12 protein-coding genes and 1 pseudogene are annotated in these 18,671 nt (G+C 58.0%); 7 read left to right on the forward strand and 6 right to left on the reverse strand.

Going from position 1 to position 18,671, the window contains the following annotated elements:
- Positions 1-89 precede the first annotated feature (89 nt).
- A complete protein-coding gene (locus HALLA_RS15110) occupies positions 90-3,788 on the forward strand; it encodes a glycoside hydrolase family 97 catalytic domain-containing protein (protein ID WP_049954577.1) in 3,699 nt (1,232 codons plus the stop codon).
- 659 nt (positions 3,789-4,447) lie between these two features.
- Positions 4,448-4,909 (forward strand): YqaA family protein, encoded by a 462-nt coding sequence (locus HALLA_RS15115; RefSeq protein WP_049954578.1) that lies wholly within the window; start codon positions 4,448-4,450, stop codon positions 4,907-4,909.
- A gap of 88 nt (positions 4,910-4,997) precedes the next feature.
- On the opposite strand, the gene HALLA_RS15120 is transcribed toward HALLA_RS15115, so the two are convergent.
- The 4 genes from HALLA_RS15120 to HALLA_RS15140 all read right to left on the reverse strand — a co-directional run bounded on the left by HALLA_RS15120 (position 4,998) and on the right by HALLA_RS15140 (position 10,401).
- A complete protein-coding gene (locus HALLA_RS15120) occupies positions 4,998-6,284 on the reverse strand; it encodes a hypothetical protein (protein WP_049954332.1) in 1,287 nt (428 codons plus the stop codon).
- A 259-nt stretch (positions 6,285-6,543) separates the two neighbouring features.
- Positions 6,544-7,326, reverse strand: coding sequence for a GIDE domain-containing protein (locus HALLA_RS15125; RefSeq protein ID WP_049954333.1), 783 nt, complete (start codon positions 7,324-7,326; stop codon positions 6,544-6,546).
- Positions 7,327-7,600: 274 nt separating this feature from the next.
- The gene (locus HALLA_RS15130; RefSeq protein ID WP_049954334.1) at positions 7,601-8,704 is read right to left on the reverse strand and encodes an acyltransferase; all 1,104 of its coding nucleotides are present in this window, start codon (positions 8,702-8,704) and stop codon (positions 7,601-7,603) included.
- Positions 8,705-9,411: 707 nt separating this feature from the next.
- Positions 9,412-10,401, reverse strand: a complete 990-nt coding sequence (locus HALLA_RS15140; protein WP_049954336.1) for a linear amide C-N hydrolase — start codon at positions 10,399-10,401, stop codon at positions 9,412-9,414.
- A 379-nt stretch (positions 10,402-10,780) separates the two neighbouring features.
- On the opposite strand from HALLA_RS15140, the gene HALLA_RS15145 reads away from it, so the two are divergent.
- Positions 10,781-11,632, forward strand: a complete 852-nt coding sequence (locus HALLA_RS15145; RefSeq protein ID WP_049954337.1) for a phosphatase PAP2 family protein — start codon at positions 10,781-10,783, stop codon at positions 11,630-11,632.
- A 109-nt stretch (positions 11,633-11,741) separates the two neighbouring features.
- Here HALLA_RS15145 and HALLA_RS15150 read toward each other — a convergent pair whose 3' ends face one another.
- Positions 11,742-12,422, reverse strand: a complete 681-nt coding sequence (locus tag HALLA_RS15150) for a TIGR00266 family protein (RefSeq protein ID WP_049954338.1) — start codon at positions 12,420-12,422, stop codon at positions 11,742-11,744.
- 251 nt (positions 12,423-12,673) lie between these two features.
- Positions 12,674-13,636, reverse strand: a pseudogene (locus tag HALLA_RS15155) (formate/nitrite transporter family protein); the annotation flags it as partial.
- 251 nt (positions 13,637-13,887) lie between these two features.
- On the opposite strand from HALLA_RS15155, the gene HALLA_RS15160 reads away from it, so the two are divergent.
- From HALLA_RS15160 to pstB, 4 genes are read left to right on the forward strand one after another with little or no spacing between them, the layout of a single operon-like run.
- The gene (locus tag HALLA_RS15160) at positions 13,888-14,997 is read left to right on the forward strand and encodes a PstS family phosphate ABC transporter substrate-binding protein (RefSeq protein ID WP_049954340.1); all 1,110 of its coding nucleotides are present in this window, start codon (positions 13,888-13,890) and stop codon (positions 14,995-14,997) included.
- 55 nt (positions 14,998-15,052) lie between these two features.
- Positions 15,053-16,189 carry a phosphate ABC transporter permease subunit PstC gene (gene pstC, locus HALLA_RS15165; protein WP_049954341.1) on the forward strand — a complete coding sequence of 379 codons (1,137 nt, stop codon included), beginning with the start codon at positions 15,053-15,055 and terminating at the stop codon, positions 16,187-16,189.
- Positions 16,186-17,754 (forward strand): phosphate ABC transporter permease PstA, encoded by a 1,569-nt coding sequence (pstA, locus tag HALLA_RS15170; RefSeq protein ID WP_049954342.1) that lies wholly within the window; start codon positions 16,186-16,188, stop codon positions 17,752-17,754. Before pstC ends, pstA begins: the two co-directional genes overlap by 4 nt.
- The gene (gene pstB / locus HALLA_RS15175) at positions 17,751-18,671 is read left to right on the forward strand and encodes a phosphate ABC transporter ATP-binding protein PstB (RefSeq protein WP_049954343.1); all 921 of its coding nucleotides are present in this window, start codon (positions 17,751-17,753) and stop codon (positions 18,669-18,671) included. The genes pstA and pstB overlap by 4 nt, the downstream gene beginning before the upstream one ends.

Consider the following 18,671-nt stretch of genomic DNA (forward strand, 5'->3'; position numbering starts at 1 on the left):
CGGTTGTTATATACAGATTGGATAGTCTTACATAAGATATACTACTATAATAGTTAACTTTATCATTATTAATCTTCACAGGACAGATGATGTCTGAGAACCACAAACATGATTTTCCGGTAAACGTGAATCGGCGAGGGTTTGTCGGAGGAATCACATCGCTGTTAGCAGCGTCAGCGTTCTCGGTATCTGTGCCAGAGGCGGTCGCTGCACAGGTAACGGACGGGGATGATGCGGCCAGACAGACAGTTACCTCACCTGATGGCACTGTCGAGGTGACGGTCGACGTCGTGGATGGGGCGCCAACCTACAGCGTCGCCTACAACGGGACTACCGTCATTAACGATGCTGGGCTGGGCTTTGAATTCCAGAACCAGTCCAGCTTCGGCGACGGTGTCACTGTCACCGGCAGCGAGCGATCGGCGGTTGACGAGACGTGGACGCCAGTCTGGGACCAGTACGACGAGATCCGAGAGCACTACAAGGAATTGCGCCTCGGCTTGGCCGAGAAGACGGACGGCCGTGCACTAACGATAGAGGTTCGGGTGTTCAACGACGGTGTCGGGTTCCGCTACGTTTTTCCAGAGGAGGGGAACTTCGGCAATTTCGTCGTCACATCTGAACAAACCGAGTTTGCCTTCGCAGATGATTATACATCCTGGTGGATCCCAAACGATTTCAATAGCTACGAATACATATATAATGAGACGTATTTGAGCGAGATCGGCAGTCAGAGCGATTTCGGCGGTGCGCACACGCCGATCACGATGCGAGCCGACGATGACATATACCTAAGCATTCACGAGGCGGACCTCGTCGACTACGGGGCGATGGCCGTCGAGCCCTCCCAAGAAGGAGAGACGACCTTCGAATCTACGCTGGCACCCCTGCCCGACGGGACGAAGGTGTCGGCGTCGGCACCACACCGAACACCCTGGCGAACGATCCAACTGGGCGAGCGTCCGGGTGACCTCATCGAGTCGAATCTCATTGTCAACCTCAACGAGGACTACGACTCCGACGAGTTCCCGCAGGGCGTCGACTGGATCGAGCCCCAGAAGTTCATCGGCGTCTGGTGGTTGATGATCACCGGCCGCGCCGACTGGGAGTTTACAGGGATGCGTTCAGGCAATCACGGCGCTCAAACCGGACGTGTCAAGCAGTATATGGACTTCGCCAGCGAGCACGATATCCCGAGCGTGCTCGTTGAAGGGTGGAACCAGGGCTGGTCGAGTTACCCCGACGGCGGCGGTGACGCGTTCGACTACACCGAGTCCTATCCGGACTTCGACCTCCAGACAGTCACCGACTACGGGCCGAGCCTCGATCCGCCGACCCAGATGACGATGCACAACGAGACGGCAGGGGGATTCAGGAACTACGAGTCCCAGATCGATGACGCATTCGACCTGTACGACGACCTGGGAATCTCCTCGATTAAGAACGGCTACGTCAACGACGATGGGAACCTAGCCGGAGAGGGCCACAACCACCACAATCAGGTGCTGGTCAACCACCACCACCTCGTCGCACGGACGGCGGCGGCGAACCGACAGATGCTCGACATACACGAGCCGGTTCATCCGACCGGCCGTCGTCGGGCCTACCCGAACCTGATGACCAGCGAGGGCGTGTACGGCCAGGAGTACGACTCCTTCGGCCACGTCCCGCCCTCACACCATGTAACCTTCCCGTTCACCCGCATGCTCGGCGGCCCCGTCGAGTACACGCCGGGGATCTTCGACATGGACTCGGGTTCGGGCGGCATCGAGACGACGCGGGCCAAGCAGCTCGCGATGTACCCGACGTACTTCAGCGGGCTGCAGATGGCCGCCGACTTGCCGAGTTCCTACCTCGCCGAACAGCCGGCGACGCTCGGCGTCGGCGATGTCGCACAGGCTGAGTGGGCCGAGATCGAGGGGGTCTCGACGGCCGCTAGCTGGGCCAACGCGCAGGGCGAGCAGTACGTCGAGGTCGACCCCAACAGCGTCGCCGCCGGTTCGACGATCACGTGGACCCTCGAGGACGTCGACGCCGGCGAGTACGACCTCCACCTGCGGTACGCTAGCGACGAAGAAGACAACGCAGTTCCCGCCGACGAACCCCGGACAGCGACCGTCATGGTCGATGGAGCGCCCGCAGCGGCGGTCACGTTCCCACCCACCGACTACTGGGATGTCTGGAACGACGTCTCGACGACCATCACCCTAAACGGGGACACCGAAACCGTCGGCGTGGCACTGACAGCGGATGACACCGGCGGGTTCAACCTCGATTCCGTCGCGCTTACGGAAGCCGACGAACCGATGCCCGAGCCGGAAACCGCACCGATTCGGGGACCGACCGTCGACGAGTTCCAGTTTATCGAGGACGTCCCGGCCGCGGGCTGGGACGATACGCGCGTCCTCGAGTCGGCCATCGGCGAGTACATGGTTACGGCGCGGAAGAAAGACGACGAGTGGTACGTCGGCGCGATGACCGACGAGAACGGTCGCGCTATCGACGTGTCGCTCGAGTTCCTCGACGAAGCCCCTGGCAAGCGGAAAGGCCACGAAAAGGGGAACGGCCATCATAAGCCGAACAGTAACGGCCGCGGAAGGGGACACACCAAAGGGAAGTACGTCGCCGAAATCTACTCAGATGGGATCGAGGCGAGCTATGACGCCAACCTCGAGCCGGTTCGCATCGACAGAGCGATAGTTGACGCCGACACGACGCTTCTGGCATCGATGGTAGAGTCGGGTGGGACCGCCGTCCGACTGTACCCGGCCTCGTGGGAGGAAGTCTCCGAGTTGCCGGCCTACGAGCGACCTACACAGGACGTCAGCGTCGACATCGCGGACGAAGTGTTCATCCGAGAACCGTTCGTCGAAGCGACGGGATCGAACCAGAGCGACTATATCGGCGGGCGAACCGTCGAACTGGTCGTCGACGGAGAGACGGTCCGCACAGTGAACGCCCGCTTCCCGCCGAACTCTAGCGATGAGACATACGAGTTCTCTTACAGCATCGACCAGTCTGGAACCTACGATGTCGCGGTGCAGACGACCGACGGCGAGACGGTCGCCGCGAAGACGGTAACGGTCACGCCGCCGGAGACCATCGCTACTATCGACGACCCCGAGAGCGACGACTACGGTCCCGGGACGTACACGTATCCAACCGCCGACGCGTACCAGTCGGGTGCGTTTGACCTCCGGTCTGTCTCCGTCGCACAGACCCCGAGTCTCGTCCAGTTCGAGTTCGAGGTGGAGAACCTCTACGACGTATGGGGCGGTCGCTTCTCGCCGCACTTGTTCGCCCTGTGGGTTCGCGACCCCAGCGCGGGCGGTGGCACGACCGAAAGTCTCGACGATCTGGGCGCGAACGTCTCCTTCGAGCAGCCCTGGCACTACCGCCTCCACGTTGGCGGGTGGTCCATGGCTGCCGTCGACGCCGGCGGTTCGACGCTGACCGACGATAATGGAAGCACCATCGACCCCCAGTCTACCGTCGACTTTGACGCCGACACGGTCACGCTGACGATCGACCGCGCCGCCTTCGGCGGGACCGACCCCGCCGACCTAGAGGTTGTCGCAGGTGTCGGTTCGGCAGAGTACAGTGCCTTCCGCCCGGTACAGGAGACGGCCAGTGGCCACCGCTTCGGCGGTGCGAAAGCCGGTGCAGTCGATACTGCACCGCTGCTCATCGACGTGACTACGCCCACGAACGTCTCCCAGAAGACGGTGCTCGGCTACTCCGCCGAGGAACAGGCAACGCTGCCGTTCGTGTCCATCGACCAAGGATAGTCTGGCCCATCTTTCCCTCCTCGAGTGCCGTCGACGATGACCCACCCCCCACAGGACGATCTCGTGCCGTTCGAAAAATGGATTGGTGGTTATCTAGTCGAGAACACGCAGAAAACACTCACGTAAGTGCACTCATAAAAGAGGGCGAAACAACAAAACACAAGATTCCTATGACTGACGTGTGTCTGACTACACGTCGAAGACGCATTCCCTGCCCCAGCGAACCAGACCACAGTGATACCCCGAACGAACCGTGGTTACCTCCGGGCGTCACGCGGATTCGAACGTAACGGTATCACCCAGAGTCAGGGTGGGGCAGAAGGACGCAAACGAAAGGAATACAAGACCCAACAGAAGACAGATACCGGAGTAGAGCGACGAGATAACGTCCCGAATCCGAACCCACCCAAACCGTGAGTTCCGAGGAAGTAGTATCCCGCTCCGGTAAGGGATAATGGCTGTTCGCCACGAACGAGGAACTCCCGGTCGGTCGAACGACGACAGTCTGCGGTCCCCTGGGGCCGCTGTACGAACACGACACCCACACGTCACGTAAACACATGCTCACACCGGTATCACTCTTTACACTCGAAGTGCCCCTCTTCGCTGTATTTGGCGGGCTCGAAGCCATCGTCGAATCGGCGACGGGGTGGTTCGGAATGGTTATTATCTTCGTCTACTCGTTTTTGATCGCGTTCGCGCTCCCGGGACCGAGCGAAGTCGTTCTGGTCGCACCGATCGATCTCGGCCTCCCGTCGTGGGCGCGTCTTTCGAGTATTATGCTCGTAAGCGCGACGGGAAAGGCTGCTGGCAGCGTCCTCGCGTTCCATATCGGTCAGGAAGTCGCGAGTTCGGGGCCGATCACCAGATGGCTGCGAAACTCCCGGTGGAACATACTCGAGTGGTCGGAGAAACGATCCGTTCAGCTCGCACAGCAGTACGGATACGCCGGTCTCGCCATGGCGCTTTCGGTCCCCTTTTTCCCGGATACGATTTCGATCTACGCGTTTGCCGTCCTCGAGCGTAACTACACGAGGTTCGCGATTGCGACGTTTCTTGGAAGCCTGGGACGGCTGCTCGTCACGGCTGGCTTCTTCGGCGGGCTTTCGATAGTGCTCTGAGCGGAAGACTCGCCAAAACGATCGTTCGCGGTTACGAGCGGGTACCGATCACTGAACATCGCTCAGTCGAGGCCGAAACACCCCGTGATCAGCCGTTAGACCAATTCTCGAGTCGGGTCGCGAGTCGTTCTGACACGCCGACAAGGTAGACTGTCCCCCAGATCGCGACGACGACGGCTCCAAGGCCATCGAAGAGGAGATCACTCATCGTATCGTTGATCCCGTGTTGTGCGAGGACGGGCTCGAGGCCGAGAGCGAGCGCGCTCCGGTCGACGAGGAACTCGAGCAGTTCCCAGACGACGCCCATCGCGAGGACGAACACGATTGTGAGGGTGAACATGGCCCACGTGGGAAGATGAATCCGCCTCGCGTGCAGGTGAATCGCCCTGAGAATCGTATACCCTGCCGCCGCAACGACCGTCGCAGAGAGGGTATGGGTGAGCGTATCCCAGGATGGAATAAGATCGTACAATCCGGCGGACCCGAGCGCGTGGAGAAACACGGCACTGGTCATCCACAGCGCCAGTCCGGGCTCGATCGGAATGCCGTAGTCGCGTTCGAGGGCCGCAGGGACGAACGTAATCGCGAGGGCGACGGCGGCGTTGACAAGAAACGGTAGCTGTCGGGTCCAGAGGCCGTAGGCGAAAATACCGACGAGCACGACTTGCATCACGCCGACGATCTGACGCTGTCGGACGGGTGAAACGTTCAGTCGATTACTGATGACAGCTGATTCGACCGGCGTTTCGTTCTCGAATCTGGACGGGACCGACATGCTCGAGGCGGGCCGTCCGGGACCTCGACGAAAATAGAGGTAGAAGACGATTCCGGCGAGAATTCCCGAGACGGTGACGTGGATAAACTCGACCATGATCGTCGTATTGATCGCGTTTTGAGAGCGGCCGTCGAGTACGAACGACGTGTCAAAGAACAGGTCTGCCACCCAGCGCAAAACGGTCAAGAGGGCTGCTAGCGCGAGCGTGAACAACACGGTGAGGACGACGGCGAACCACGGGACCAGCCGAAGGGTCGTAAACCGCTGAAGTTCGACCATCAGTAAGAGCCCCAGAATTGCGAGGGCGAAACTCGGGAAGAACGACGTAACCAGCGAGTGCGGAACGAACGTTCCGGTGAACACGGGCAGGCAGATCAGCGCGAGGAAGTACCACGGCGGCATGACTCTCGGATCGCGGAGCGAAATAGCCGGCCCAACGACGATGACGATCGCGGCCAGACCAAAAAGCGCCGCCTCGTACCGTCCGAGCGGGATCCCGACGACGACGCTTCCAACGAGAAACACAATGAATATCCACGCCAGCACGGTATTGGATTTCGATTCGACGAAAAGCGAAGCGAGGCGATTCGTTCCATCCATGGGTCACTCTGCTAGGTATTGTCGACGCCAGACGATACGATCCCAAAGTAGCCTCGAGAACGTTCTCGAACAACGCATCAGTTCTTGTTCAAGGGAGGGATTTCGTTCGTTGTCTAACAATCAATTGACTATCGACGCGCGTATAAAGGTACCCAATAATTTCATAAACCGCTCGGAACGAGCAGATGAACGAGTATGAAAGACTTGCTATCCAACCAAATTGTTCGATACGGGTGCATGTGGTTCTCGCTCTGTGACGTTACGCGTTTATCCAGAATATGATCGTGAACAGCGTGCTAATGAGTACGATGACTCCCCCTAAGGCGAGTTGATTGTGGCCACCCTGCTTTGCTTCTTGCACCAGTTCCGCCTTCGATCTATCTGAGAGGATAAACTGACCCGACTCTGTTGGTTCGTCGATTACGCCGGTCTGTTCGCCCCAATCGCTCTGTACCTCACGGGCCGTTCCTACCACATAAACGTCCTCGCCCGGTTCGATCACTCCCTCCGAGTAGCGTCGACGATCTCCGATGCTCACCGGCCCGTGATGGTGCCGCGTGCCTTCGTCGATATTCGGTTCGTTCTCAATGTATTGTTGAATCCGCACCGGCGGCTCGTCATCGCTATCGACCTTTGTTTGTGTCTGCTCTATATCCAACCCACCATCATCAGGGAGTTCGACTCGAACCTCTCCAGTTTCATCCCCAACGGATATCGGCACCCCTAGTTCTTCTTCGTGAATAGTGATCCAGCCTTTACCATCCTCACCACTTTTCCATTCCTCAACCGTAACGTGAACTGCCAGTGCGTTTTTCTTCTCGATAGGTGATTCTATTACATCCGTATCCTCGGTCAAATAGGCAGTCCCCTTAACTCCGACCGTCCCAGATTGAAGTCCACTAATCGGTGTTGTATCAATGTCATCAAGACGGTCGCTCTTAGCCCATTTCTCACGGCCTTTGTATATCATATAACAGCCGTAGCCAGCAATAGACAAGCCAATAAATGCTCCTACGAGCTTGAGGATCAGGTCTTGAATCATTAGTTGAATATAATATTAATCTACAAATTAATGTTGTGAACTGAGAGAACGCCTTTGAATTCCTCAATGCAGGCCAGTAAAAACGGTATCGTTGATAGCAACCATGCCCAGAGATCCTATTGGTACAACCACCGTCACATAGAACTCAAGTAATTTAATCAACTTCGAGCCAACGTTTCTGTTAAATAAAATATTTTATATGATCTGTCCGTTGTATCGTACTCTGAATCGGACGACAAACCTTCACGACCAGTCATACTCGAGACTCAGCCAATTAGGTCACGGGAACCCTGTTTCGTAACTGACGAACGATCGAGAGCGGAACCCGACGGGGTGACGTGTCGCCGATCTCGGAAATCACGAGACAGACGAGAAACGCGCCGAGGAACGTCGCGGGGGTAAAGACGAGGTGCCACAGAACCGTCTCACCGAGCGAGAGTTCGTCGCGAAACTGCACGAGGACGAACAGGACTGCGGGATGGACGACGTAAATCCCGACAGCGTACCGTCTCCCTAGGGCCGGTAATACGGTTCCCCGCCCGAGGCGAGGGGTCGCCAGGAGAAAGCAAAATAGCGAAACCGTTACTAAAATCGTTCCGATCGTGTAACTCGGGGCGTAGATCCCCTCGGCAACCGTCTGATCCTGAAGCACGTATCCGAACGCATATCGCTCTACGACGTGGAAAACACCGAAAAAGACTGTTGCACTGAGGTAAACCAATCGTCGATCGGCCGATGGACGCCACTCACTCGTGGCGATGACGTACCCCAGCGCGGTGTAAAAGAACCCGAAGAACAGCGGATCTCTCGTCTGGATCGGTATTTCGCCGAATATGGCATATTCTACGCCCAGTAGTCCGACGATGTGGAACCCGAATGCGACCGGTAGCAGGTAGGTCGTCTTCTCGAGTTTGATGAAGAGATAAATGAAGACGTACGAGTACGCGAGCGCCGGCAGAAACCACAGAATTTCGGAGACGGCGGTTCCGTAATACAGGAGTTCGACGGGCGCGACGTACTCCATGCCTTTGTCGAATACGGCGGCGAGGACGTTCTGATTTGCTCTCGCAGCTTCGATACCCATATTTAACAGGAATACCGGAGTCGTAAGGAGGAGTCCGAACACGTAGATCGAACTGACCGAAGTCAATCGGTCGACGAGATACCCGGTCGGGTTACTCGTGGCAGTTTTCGTGGCGAAGAAGTACCCGGCAGCGACGAAAAAGAACGGCACTGCAAAGCGTGCTGTCGACTCGAGAACGAAGTTGAATCCGTTGGCAGTCGCGCCCAGTCCCTCGAACGGGTCCGTGTGGATGATGACGACGAACACCATCGCGAGGATCCGAACCGTATCGATGCTATCGATTCGCTCTGCCATTACAACCCTCGTGTCGTTTTTGTTCGCGGGGTGGTCGACTCGAGCGGGACGGTCGTCAACGCGGACAACGTTCGTCGAGAATCGGCAGTCCTCGAGCGATGGTGGACAGTCACGGCTCCGAAAAACGGACTCGAACGGCCACTCGGAAGAGCAGCGCCGGATAGCTCGGTCAGTTGCATTGGAGAAATCACGACGATTAGAGCCGCCAGCGACTCACTGGATTCGGTGATCCGTTCTGCAGCTGCGGACCTTCGATAGGGCGCCAGCAGGTATCCGCGGCGTCAATAGTCGAACGTGCGGCCGCACCGAACTGGCAGTCAAACCACGGCAATCTAGCGGTTAAGGTTGGAAGAGTCGCGTTTGAACGGAGCTGTTCGAACCCCGCTCGAGTACACGCTGATCCCGAATATGATGAATTTTCTAGGATAACGGAACCGACAGTCAATTGATCCGGACTGATACCGACCATACTGGTTCGAATAACGGGTAGCGACTGAATAAGCGCCGTTCACCGTTCAGACGCTATCGGTCGGTTTACCCGAATTAACCGTAATTAAACACTGTTAAACGAGCGGAATGTATGTATAGAATCACTTTCTAGGTAGCCGTGACGGTTCGAGGAGGACACACGAACATATCGACAGAAGCAGTGACACACGAAAGTAGGTCAGTAATCAGTGGAGCGGCTTCCTCGCCAGCCTCGAACGTCACGTCGTCTGGACGCCAAGGAACGGGAACGGATCGGCGGCGGTGAAGTGGCTGGACACGTCGTCCGAGAAGACCTCGGACTGGTCCGGTCCAAGTTGGAGAGTCCGGGCGTCAGCATCGGACGAAAAGTCGATGTTGTCCAGTTCGACCCAGAACACGTTCGGCGTGAGCGCGGACTCGAAGTAGTAAATCCCGTCCTTGTGATCTACGACCGTTCGCCAGCGCGTAGAGGAGATATGCGGTGCATTCGGGGTGGTAATACCGTGGGGCACCGATACGTTGCGGATCACACTGAACACGTTGGCGGTCGCTTCGCGGCAGTCCTCGACCTGCGGAATGGCGTCGGTGTAGAAACTCGCCCGAACAAAGCGGTCGGCGGGCCGGTTCGTGCCCGGAAGCATTACCGTGCCGCCGATCTGCTCCCAGTACTCGGCCAGTGCGCGTTGCTTGTCAAAGGTCGGCGAATTCGTCATGATCTGGTACTCGCGGTCGTGATGAATCACCAGGTCGCCGTCGACGTACTCCAGAATAGCGCTGTCTCCGGTGGCATCCGACAGGGAGAGATGCAGCGTCGCCAATCGGTCTTCCCCCGGAACAGTCTCGGAGACCACCACGAAGTCTTCGTCACGAACATGCTCGACGGCTTCAGCCACCGTGGCGAAATTGTCGAGCATGTACTGGGCCCACAGCGAGATCGACATGGCGGGTTCCTCGCCATCCCAATCCGGATACTCCGACTCCGACAGCCACAGTAGATTCGCTGCCAGACCTGCTTCGTTCATCCCGTCAGTAGTCGCGATATCGTACGCGGTGGCGACGATACTCCCGTATTCGGCAGTCCAGTGCATCGACTCGGAATCGGCCTCGCCGGTCCGTTCGACGCCTCGAGGCAGCGCCCAGATGTTAGTCCCGATATCTACTTTCCAGTCCATAGAACGCGCCGTGAGGATTCGTCCTTCGGGTCCGAGATATACCAGTCTGGTACACATCTACGGTCGACCTCCAACGAAACTGAGCGATACTGCGGTGCTGAGCGACATAGCAGGAGTACCACACCGTAGAGCCACATAAGCACATAGCGCACCAGTCACAACGCATGACTCTTTTCCCTATCTGGAACCGGCCGGGAGTCCAACTGTTCGGGTTAAGTTCTTTGGCTTCGCTTCGTTCACCGGTCAACCCGTCCCAATCGTGAACTACCCCACCTACTCGCGCCGACGCACTCGCTGAGGGCGGGGCTCCTGTTTCCACGATATCGTCTCGCGAACGCGCCTTGAAGGGTTTGTAATCGAAACTACGAACAGAAATTTCCGATGGAGAAATTCAAAACATCTATCATTATCCGCGTGAAGCGTATGGGTACGACGAATGGCACTCCTGAATATAACCCTCCTGACCTGTATCGCCGTTCTAACTGGCCTGTTAATAACTTGCGTGCTGTGCCTCGAGTCACAGCAACTCTCGCAAGCACGTGTCGAGTTAGGTCAGCGACTTCGAAACGTTGCCCCGTACCTCGGCGCTGCGGCGTTGTTCTTTCTCGCAAAGCGCGGCACACACAAACAGAGTGTAGAACTCTCTAAGTCTATCGGCTTGGACATCACTGACGGGCTGTACGCCGTCGAGGGTGATTTTGTCCCGGTTCTTCAAGACGTCATCCCCGATGCCACGATCGAATTCTTCACGGTGATGTACATGTTCGGCTTCCCGTACCTCCTCGTCACCGCGCCGATTCTGTACTTCCTCTCTACCTCCCAGCGACACCTCAAAGAGCTACTCGTCGCGTACCTGCTCAACTACGTCATCGGAGCCATCTGTTACACGCTGTTCATCGCGTACGGCCCTCGAAACCACCTCTCGAGCGTTGACGGCCTGATGTACGAGTTCTATCCACAGACGCAGGATCTCACGGCAGCGGTGTCGGCAAACACGGACGTGTTCCCGTCACTGCACACGTCGCTGGCAGTGGTCGTATTGGTCTTCGCCTGGCGGTCCCGCAAAGAGTACCCCCGATGGTTCCCGCTCGCGGCGTTCGTCGTCACCAGCGTTGTCATCTCGACGATGTACCTCGGCATTCACTGGGCGCTCGATATCGTTGCAGGTGCCGTGCTCGGTGTTGGCAGCGTCTACATAGCAGAGTGGATCGTCAAGCGAACTGAAAGAGAGAGCGGACAGGCACCGAATCCCGGCGAGGATGGAATTCCATCCGACGTGAGCGACTGATCGAAGACCAGTGACAGCCGGATTTCCGTCGTGATAACCACCGACCGATGAGAGAACTCTGCGAAAGGAGTTACAATACGAACACGCGTTCGAAACCTCCTCGTGCCGATCAGGAACTATCGCCGTTGGCAAGCCGCGGCCCGAGTACGGTCACGAAGGCATCGAGGTCCCGCGTTTGATACCAGGCCGTTCCCGGACCGGTGAACTCGAAGACGAGCCCTTCACCGCTCAGAAGCGACGACTTCAGGCCGCCGACTCGACGGGTCTGGAACTCGATACTGTCGTCCCAGGCGATTACGTGTTCGTTGTCCAGCGTGTAGGACTCGCCGGCCTCGAGATCCAACCGTTCGAGACCGCCGTAGGCGTCGATGAATACGGTACCGGTACCCTTCAACGCAAGTGGCGTCAATCCGGCGCCGCTCAGAATCGATTTGATACCCGCGATTTCCGAATCGATGTCGATGTCAGGACTCGAGGCGAGAAATGCCCCATCGGTCGTGTACAGCGTTTCGTCCTCGAGGTCGTGGCTCATCACGTCGCCCGGAGTCGGCGGTGCAAGCGTCACCTGACCAGGGCCGTCCTCCGCCGTAAAGACGTTCGCAACCATCGATTCCCCGCCCAGAAGGGACTTCGCAGAGCGAAGAATCCCGTCACGGCTGCTGGTCGTTTCGACCGAAACAGTCGATGAATGACCGACCATGGCCCCGGGCTCCGCGACGAGCGATTCCCCGGTCTCGAGTTGGACTGTGAGATGCGTATACGACGGGCGGTGGCTGAACGTGGCGTCCATACCGACTCGAGGGTGCTAGTAGTACTTTTCAGTTATGGAGATTCACGGAGCATTCCTGCGTCTTCAGGCTCGAGAGGATGTCGAGTGATCGTTCAGTCATATTTCCGTGTCCACGCCGATTCAAAACGAATCACCGAAATCCGTTCGGTTCGGTGAACGGGGATTCATCGATTCGAACAGTTCGGTTCACAGGCGTACGCAGCGTGTACAAGCCAGATCGGTCAGGGGTCGGTCTCGTCCGGGTTAGATTTCCCAAAGAGCATCTCCCGTGGCGAGAGTTGGTAATTCTGTTCCTGATAATTGCGTTCGACGGTCTGGAAGTAGTTAACGACGGTCACGAGCAATACGCCGCCGATGGTGTTTCCAAGGAGAACCGGGAGAACGAAGTCCGTCGCACCTGTAAGAAGCGCCAGTTCACCGTGGAAGACCAAAAACATGGCTTCCGTTGCGGACACCACGACGTGAAAGAGGTTTCCGAGCGGAATTGCCAGAAACGCGATGTAAACCATCACGAGTCGGGAAATCGTATCCTGTGAAGCGTAATCGAGCCAGACGACGCCAGCGACGATCAGGCCAGCGAAGGCCCCTTTGAAAAACAGCGACCACCGACCCGTTTCGACACCGGTATGGGACATCTCGATTGCGGTTGTCATGACATCCTGGGAAAACACGCCGGTCTCTGCGAGGATAAGAGCGCCGAAACTGCCGCCCAGTAGGTTTCCGATCAACACGATTGACCAGATGCTCAAGAGCGCTGGAATACTCGCCAACCGCTCGAGGACGAGTGCGACCGGCGGGAGCGTGTTTTCGGTGTACAGCTGATAATCTCCGAGAATGATATAGATGAACCCGAGCGGATACAAAAGCGCGCCGACGATCGGCGCGTTTCCGTAGCCGCCGGCCGCTTCGGTCACCGACGCATAAAGCATGAACGTCACCGTAATCGCGAACCCGGCGGCTAACGCGCTGAAAAACAACTCTCGAGTTCCGGTGGATATCTCCTCGTCAGCTGCAGCGACGATACGGTGGAATATTTCGTCCGACGAGAACCGATCGCGTACGACGGCACCCGCTGCCGGCGCACCGCTTCGAGATTGTTCGACGACTTCGCGAACCGACTCGTCCCGCGGTGGTCCCTCAGCCTGCGACTCTCCTCTCTCCTCGGACGAATCGTTTCGTGTCGATTCGTTCGAGATCGGCTTACTCGAGTTCATGCTGGCGAATTCGAGAACGGTCGAATAAAAGTATCGCCATCGTCCGGTCTTGTTGGCAGGTACCGTATGCTCACCGATAACAACCAGCAAATCTCTGTAGCCAGTTCGGCCGTGAGTATCTCTATATCAGTATGTATCTATCTATACCCGTACCAATCCCTAATACCAGCAACAGTTGTCACGGAGAGATAGGTATCCGGCTATACCCCTACTATAAACCTTTTTTATAAGCTCTTGTCTCGAATCAGGTGATGTCACGGGATGCGGAGCGTCAGGCGGACTGGGTATCACGACGAAAATACCTGCTTGCATCTGCTGGTGTGGGAGCTGCTGGACTCGCCGGATGTCTCGGGAGCGGGAGTTCCGATTCCGGATCTTCGGACACGCTGAGCGCCGAAGGATCCTCGACGGTGTACCCCATTTCGAACACGGGTAGTTCCTACTGGAACTCCAACTCGCCACCGGACGACGGCGAGTACTGGGGGTCTAGTGATGAGTCGACGGTCCCAGGGTGGGATCAGATCGAGACTGACAAAAACATTGCCGACTACTTCGCAGGACTGTACGGCTTCGAGGCGACCGGCGAACGGTCGAATCCACCGTTCAGCACGCAGGTCGCACTGAGCCACTCCGGAACTGGCTGTGAGGCCGTCCGCGACGGCCTCGTCGATATCGGCAACTCCTCGGGACCGATCACCGCAGAGCTCGATATCAGCGAAGACGAACGAGACGAAAACTACGTCGACCACGTCGTCGGTCGCGACGGTCAGCCCGTCTTCGTCAGTCAGGAAATTTACGATAGCGGCGTCGAACAGCTCACCGGCGAAGAGATTCGGGGTATCTACCAGGGGGATATCTCCAACTGGAGCGAGGTCGGCGGCCCCGATCGAGAAATCTACGCGGTCGGTCGTGCCGAGGGATCGGGAACCGACACCACCTTCCGATTGAATATGCTCGGCGACGCTAAGGCGGAGATGGAAGTTGATACTCGCCTCGGGCAGAACCAGCAGGTCCAGCAGACCCTGCAGGATAACGACAACGCGATTGGCTACATGGCACTGGCGTTCTCAGGGTCGGGCATTCAGGCAGTCGCCATCGACTTTGATGGAACTGTCTACGAGCCAGATCCCGACGCCGAGAATACAATCTTCGACGCCGAGTATCCGCTGAACCGCGACCTTCACATGTACACTCGTATCAACGACGACACGCCCGACGGGACGGACAAGCGTGAAGCCGCGTTCCTCAATATGTTCCTGACCGACTTCGGCCAACAAGTGTTCGTCGAAGACGAGAACTACATTACGTTGCCGACCGCCGATCTGGAAGCTGAGAGGGAAAAGCTCCCCGATCAGGAGTAGGCTGGCCAACCGTTCTGGCACGATTCACGGAAACATACACAAATATTATGACACTATGAGTTCACAAACTGGTTTCGGGATTCGGAGTTGGAGGAAACACGTCGAGCAGCGGCTTCGCCAGACTCGAGAATTCGTCAACGAGACGGAGTCGGCCGCGCTCGCGACAGTCATCCTGTCGATTGGGTCGCTTCTGGCCGCATTCGGGGGCTTTCTGCTGGCGTCATCGTGGACGGCTATTCCCTTTGCCATGTTTCTCGTTTCGACTGGCTACGGTTGGGTCAGATACCAGGCCTTAATCGCACGGACCGTCACGTTCGCCATGACCAGCGTGACCATCGTCACATTGGGACTGATCGTTGTATTCATCTTTTACGAGGCGATTCCGGTGTTCCAGTACGAGAGCGCGACCGTATTCGGCGTCTCTGTGCCTGGACTGGGGATGTTCATCCAGACGCGGTGGGACGCGGTCACTGATCCCGTTCGCTACTCGCTGCTGCCGATGATCCACGGAACCGTGATGGTGACGGCCATTGCGACCCTCGTGGCGGCCCCGCTGGGAGTGGCAGCGGCGCTGTTCATCGCAGAGATTGCGCCGCCGACCGTTCGAGAACTCGTCAAACCCGGTATCGAGATACTAGCGGGCATTCCCTCGATCGTCTACGGTTTCATCGGCTTTACGGTAATTAACCCGTGGGCGAGCACCGAGTTCGCACTCAACGGCGGGTCGACGTATCTGTTCGTTGGGTTAGTTGTCGGACTGATGGCGCTACCGACGGTCGTCTCCGTCGCCGAAGACGCCCTGACAAGCGTTCCTAACTCGATGAAGGACGGCTCGCTCGCTCTCGGCGCAACTGACTGGCAGTCGATGACGTCAATTACGATTCCTGCGGCGTTTTCGGGTGTCTCGGCGGCCGTACTGCTCGGTATCGGCCGCGCCATCGGTGAGACGATGGCCGCGACGGTAATGCTCGCAGGAACCCAGGCAATTCCCGATCCGGTAACCAACGTCTTCTACGGCTATGAGACGCTAACGTCGCTGATCGCTCGAGGCTACGGCCCTTCCACCGGCGTCCACGAAAGTGCACTCTTCGCCGCGGGCATCGTCCTGTTTGTGACCGTACTGTGTCTCAGTATCTTCTCACAGTACATTGAAATGCGCATGCGCAAGCGCCTCGGAGGGGCCGAGTCATGAGCCGTGCGACCAAAACCGCACTCGTCCGGGAAGGCCGCAGCACCTATCAGGGTGCCGTCGCCGCTACGGTCGGTCTCTCCGGAGTAGCGTTTGTCGTCGGACTACTCACATTGGCAGATATCCTCGAAATCACCGCCCCCGTCGCAGGTGTCCAGCTATCGACAGCGCTGGGAATAGCGCTGCTTTCGCTCGGGATCGGAGTCATCGGCTTCGGTCTCGCCTCGCGTCTGGACTACGTTGATACCGGACCCCAATCCAGCGCAGGTATTGTCGCCGCGGTCGCGTTCACTGGCGTCTGGTTCGCGATCGGCGCACTCGTCGCTGGCGCGGCTGGCCTCGGAACGGTCGGTTGGATGGCCGTCGGACTGGTCGCCGGGGCGGTCGCATTTGCTGTGACCGCGTTCCCCCGTGAAGATATCGGCTCGACGCTGCCGGCTGGAAGCGTGGCCGTCCTCGGCGGAGTAGCGCTCGCAACCGGCATCATCGGTCCCGGTTGGGAGTGGGTACTCGTCAGCTACAACGCGACCCTGTTCGGTGACACCACTGTCCCAGTCGTCGTGATATTCGCATCGCTTCTAACCGGCTGGTCGGCCGCCAAAGCCTACGGAGGATTTGGTTCCCGCGGGCGCAACATCGGCGCGTATGTCTTGATCTATTTGGTCGTCCTATCGATCCTCTCAGTCCTGGTTGGACTCGTTGGATTCGTCGTGGTCAAAGGGCTACCCGGCCTGTTCCACGGGTTCTCTGTCGGTGGCGGACAAGTGATCAGTTGGCCGTTCCTGACTAACGGCGCTTCGTTGATAGTCGACGTTGCAGGTGTGTTTCCCGCACTGGTCGGCACGATCTGGCTGGTCATCGGCGCCGTTCTTTTCGCAGTTCCGACCGGTGTCGGCGCTGCGGTCTTCCTCAGCGAGTATGCTGAGCAGGGTCGGTTCACTGGTGCCGTTGAAATAGCGACCAACGGTCTCTGGAGCACGCCCAGCATCGTCTTCGGACTCTTCGGCGCTGCCTTCCTCATTCCACGCTTTGGCAACCAGAAATCGCTGATCGCGGGCATGCTGACGCTCGGATTCATGCTACTGCCGTTAGTGCTGATCACGAGCCGCGAGGCGATTCTGGCAGTCCCCGACGAGTATCGCGACGCCAGTGCAGCGCTGGGCGTTTCGAAATGGAAAACGATCCGCAGCGTCGTCCTCCCCGCGGCGATCCCGGGAATTACGACGGGCGTTATCCTGGGGATCGGCCGCATCGCCGGGGAAACGGCACCCATCCTGCTGACGACCGGCGGAGGCGTCTTACCGGGTAAGTCAGCCGCTCCAAGCGTTCTGGGCGGTTTCCAGCTAAGCTTCTCGCCCCCCTTCGTCAGCAATCCCTCGCTGCTCGAGGCGACAAGTGCGCTGCCCTACCAGTTGTATGCACTCATCACGGCGGGTCTCAGCGGGAACATCGAGGACCCCACGCAGTTCGCGTGGGGACTGGCACTGACGCTACTGCTCGTCGTGTTGGTGTTCTATGCGATCGGCATCGCGACGCGGTACTACTTCAGAAAGAAACTCCACCAATGAGTCAAACAGATCCTGCAAACGCGACTGACGTGACCAGCCGTACAGACGAACAGACAGTATCGACGACCGACGGCGAAACCGTCGAGGAAACGCAACCGGAGTGGACCAACTATGATGCCGACGGTGAAACGAAACTCGCAGTCGAAAATCTGGACGTCCACTACGGCGACGACCACGCACTGAAGGATGTCTCGATAGATATCCCCGAACAGAGCGTCACAGCACTTATCGGACCCTCCGGTTGTGGCAAGTCGACGTTCCTACGGTGTCTCAACCGGATGAACGACCGCATCCGTAGCGCCAGCATCAACGGGACGGTCGAACTCGACGGCGAGGACATCTACCAGGACGGAGTCGATCTCGTCGAGTTACGCAAGCGCGTGGGTATGGTATTCCAGAGCCCGAACCCCTTCCCGAAATCGATCCGAGCGAACGTCTCCTACGGGCCGCGAAAACACGGTGACATCGAGACGGGATTACTCGCGCAACTGACCGGTCGCGCCGACCCCGAGAGAGAAGAGGAACTCGTCAGGCTCTCTCTCGAGCGAGCCGCGCTGTGGGAGGAGGTCAGCGATCGACTGGAAGACAACGCACTGGGTCTGTCAGGTGGCCAGCAACAGCGGCTCTGTATCGCCCGGTGTCTGGCAGTTGATCCCGAAGTTATTCTGATGGACGAGCCGGCCTCAGCGCTAGATCCGATCGCTACCTCGAAGATAGAGGACCTTATCGAGGATCTCGCACAAGACTATACGGTCGTTGTCGTCACCCATAGCATGCAACAGGCGGCCCGGGTCTCCGATCAGACGGCAGTCTTCCTAACCGGTGGCGAACTCGTCGAGTACGACGACACCGAGAAGATTTTCGAGAGTCCCGAAAGCCAGCGCGTTGAGGACTATATCAGCGGTAAATTCGGGTGA

Origin of the sequence: Halostagnicola larsenii XH-48, from assembly GCF_000517625.1 — an archaeon.
In the GTDB taxonomy this organism is placed as follows: Archaea; Halobacteriota; Halobacteria; order Halobacteriales; family Natrialbaceae; genus Halostagnicola; species Halostagnicola larsenii.

Excerpts from the sequence above, each read along its gene's own strand:
- HALLA_RS15110 (WP_049954577.1), top strand. The coding sequence starts at position 90 with ATGTCTGAGAACCACAAACATGATTTTCCGGTAAACGTGAATCGGCGA.
- HALLA_RS15115 (WP_049954578.1), top strand. The coding sequence starts at position 4,448 with ATGGTTATTATCTTCGTCTACTCGTTTTTGATCGCGTTCGCGCTCCCG.
- HALLA_RS15120 (WP_049954332.1), bottom strand. The coding sequence starts at position 6,284 with ATGGATGGAACGAATCGCCTCGCTTCGCTTTTCGTCGAATCGAAATCC.
- HALLA_RS15125 (WP_049954333.1), bottom strand. The coding sequence starts at position 7,326 with ATGATTCAAGACCTGATCCTCAAGCTCGTAGGAGCATTTATTGGCTTG.
- HALLA_RS15130 (WP_049954334.1), bottom strand. The coding sequence starts at position 8,704 with ATGGCAGAGCGAATCGATAGCATCGATACGGTTCGGATCCTCGCGATG.
- HALLA_RS15140 (WP_049954336.1), bottom strand. The coding sequence starts at position 10,401 with ATGTGTACCAGACTGGTATATCTCGGACCCGAAGGACGAATCCTCACG.
- HALLA_RS15145 (WP_049954337.1), top strand. The coding sequence starts at position 10,781 with ATGGCACTCCTGAATATAACCCTCCTGACCTGTATCGCCGTTCTAACT.
- HALLA_RS15150 (WP_049954338.1), bottom strand. The coding sequence starts at position 12,422 with ATGGACGCCACGTTCAGCCACCGCCCGTCGTATACGCATCTCACAGTC.
- HALLA_RS15160 (WP_049954340.1), top strand. The coding sequence starts at position 13,888 with ATGTCACGGGATGCGGAGCGTCAGGCGGACTGGGTATCACGACGAAAA.
- pstC (WP_049954341.1), top strand. The coding sequence starts at position 15,053 with ATGAGTTCACAAACTGGTTTCGGGATTCGGAGTTGGAGGAAACACGTC.
- pstA (WP_049954342.1), top strand. The coding sequence starts at position 16,186 with ATGAGCCGTGCGACCAAAACCGCACTCGTCCGGGAAGGCCGCAGCACC.
- pstB (WP_049954343.1), top strand. The coding sequence starts at position 17,751 with ATGAGTCAAACAGATCCTGCAAACGCGACTGACGTGACCAGCCGTACA.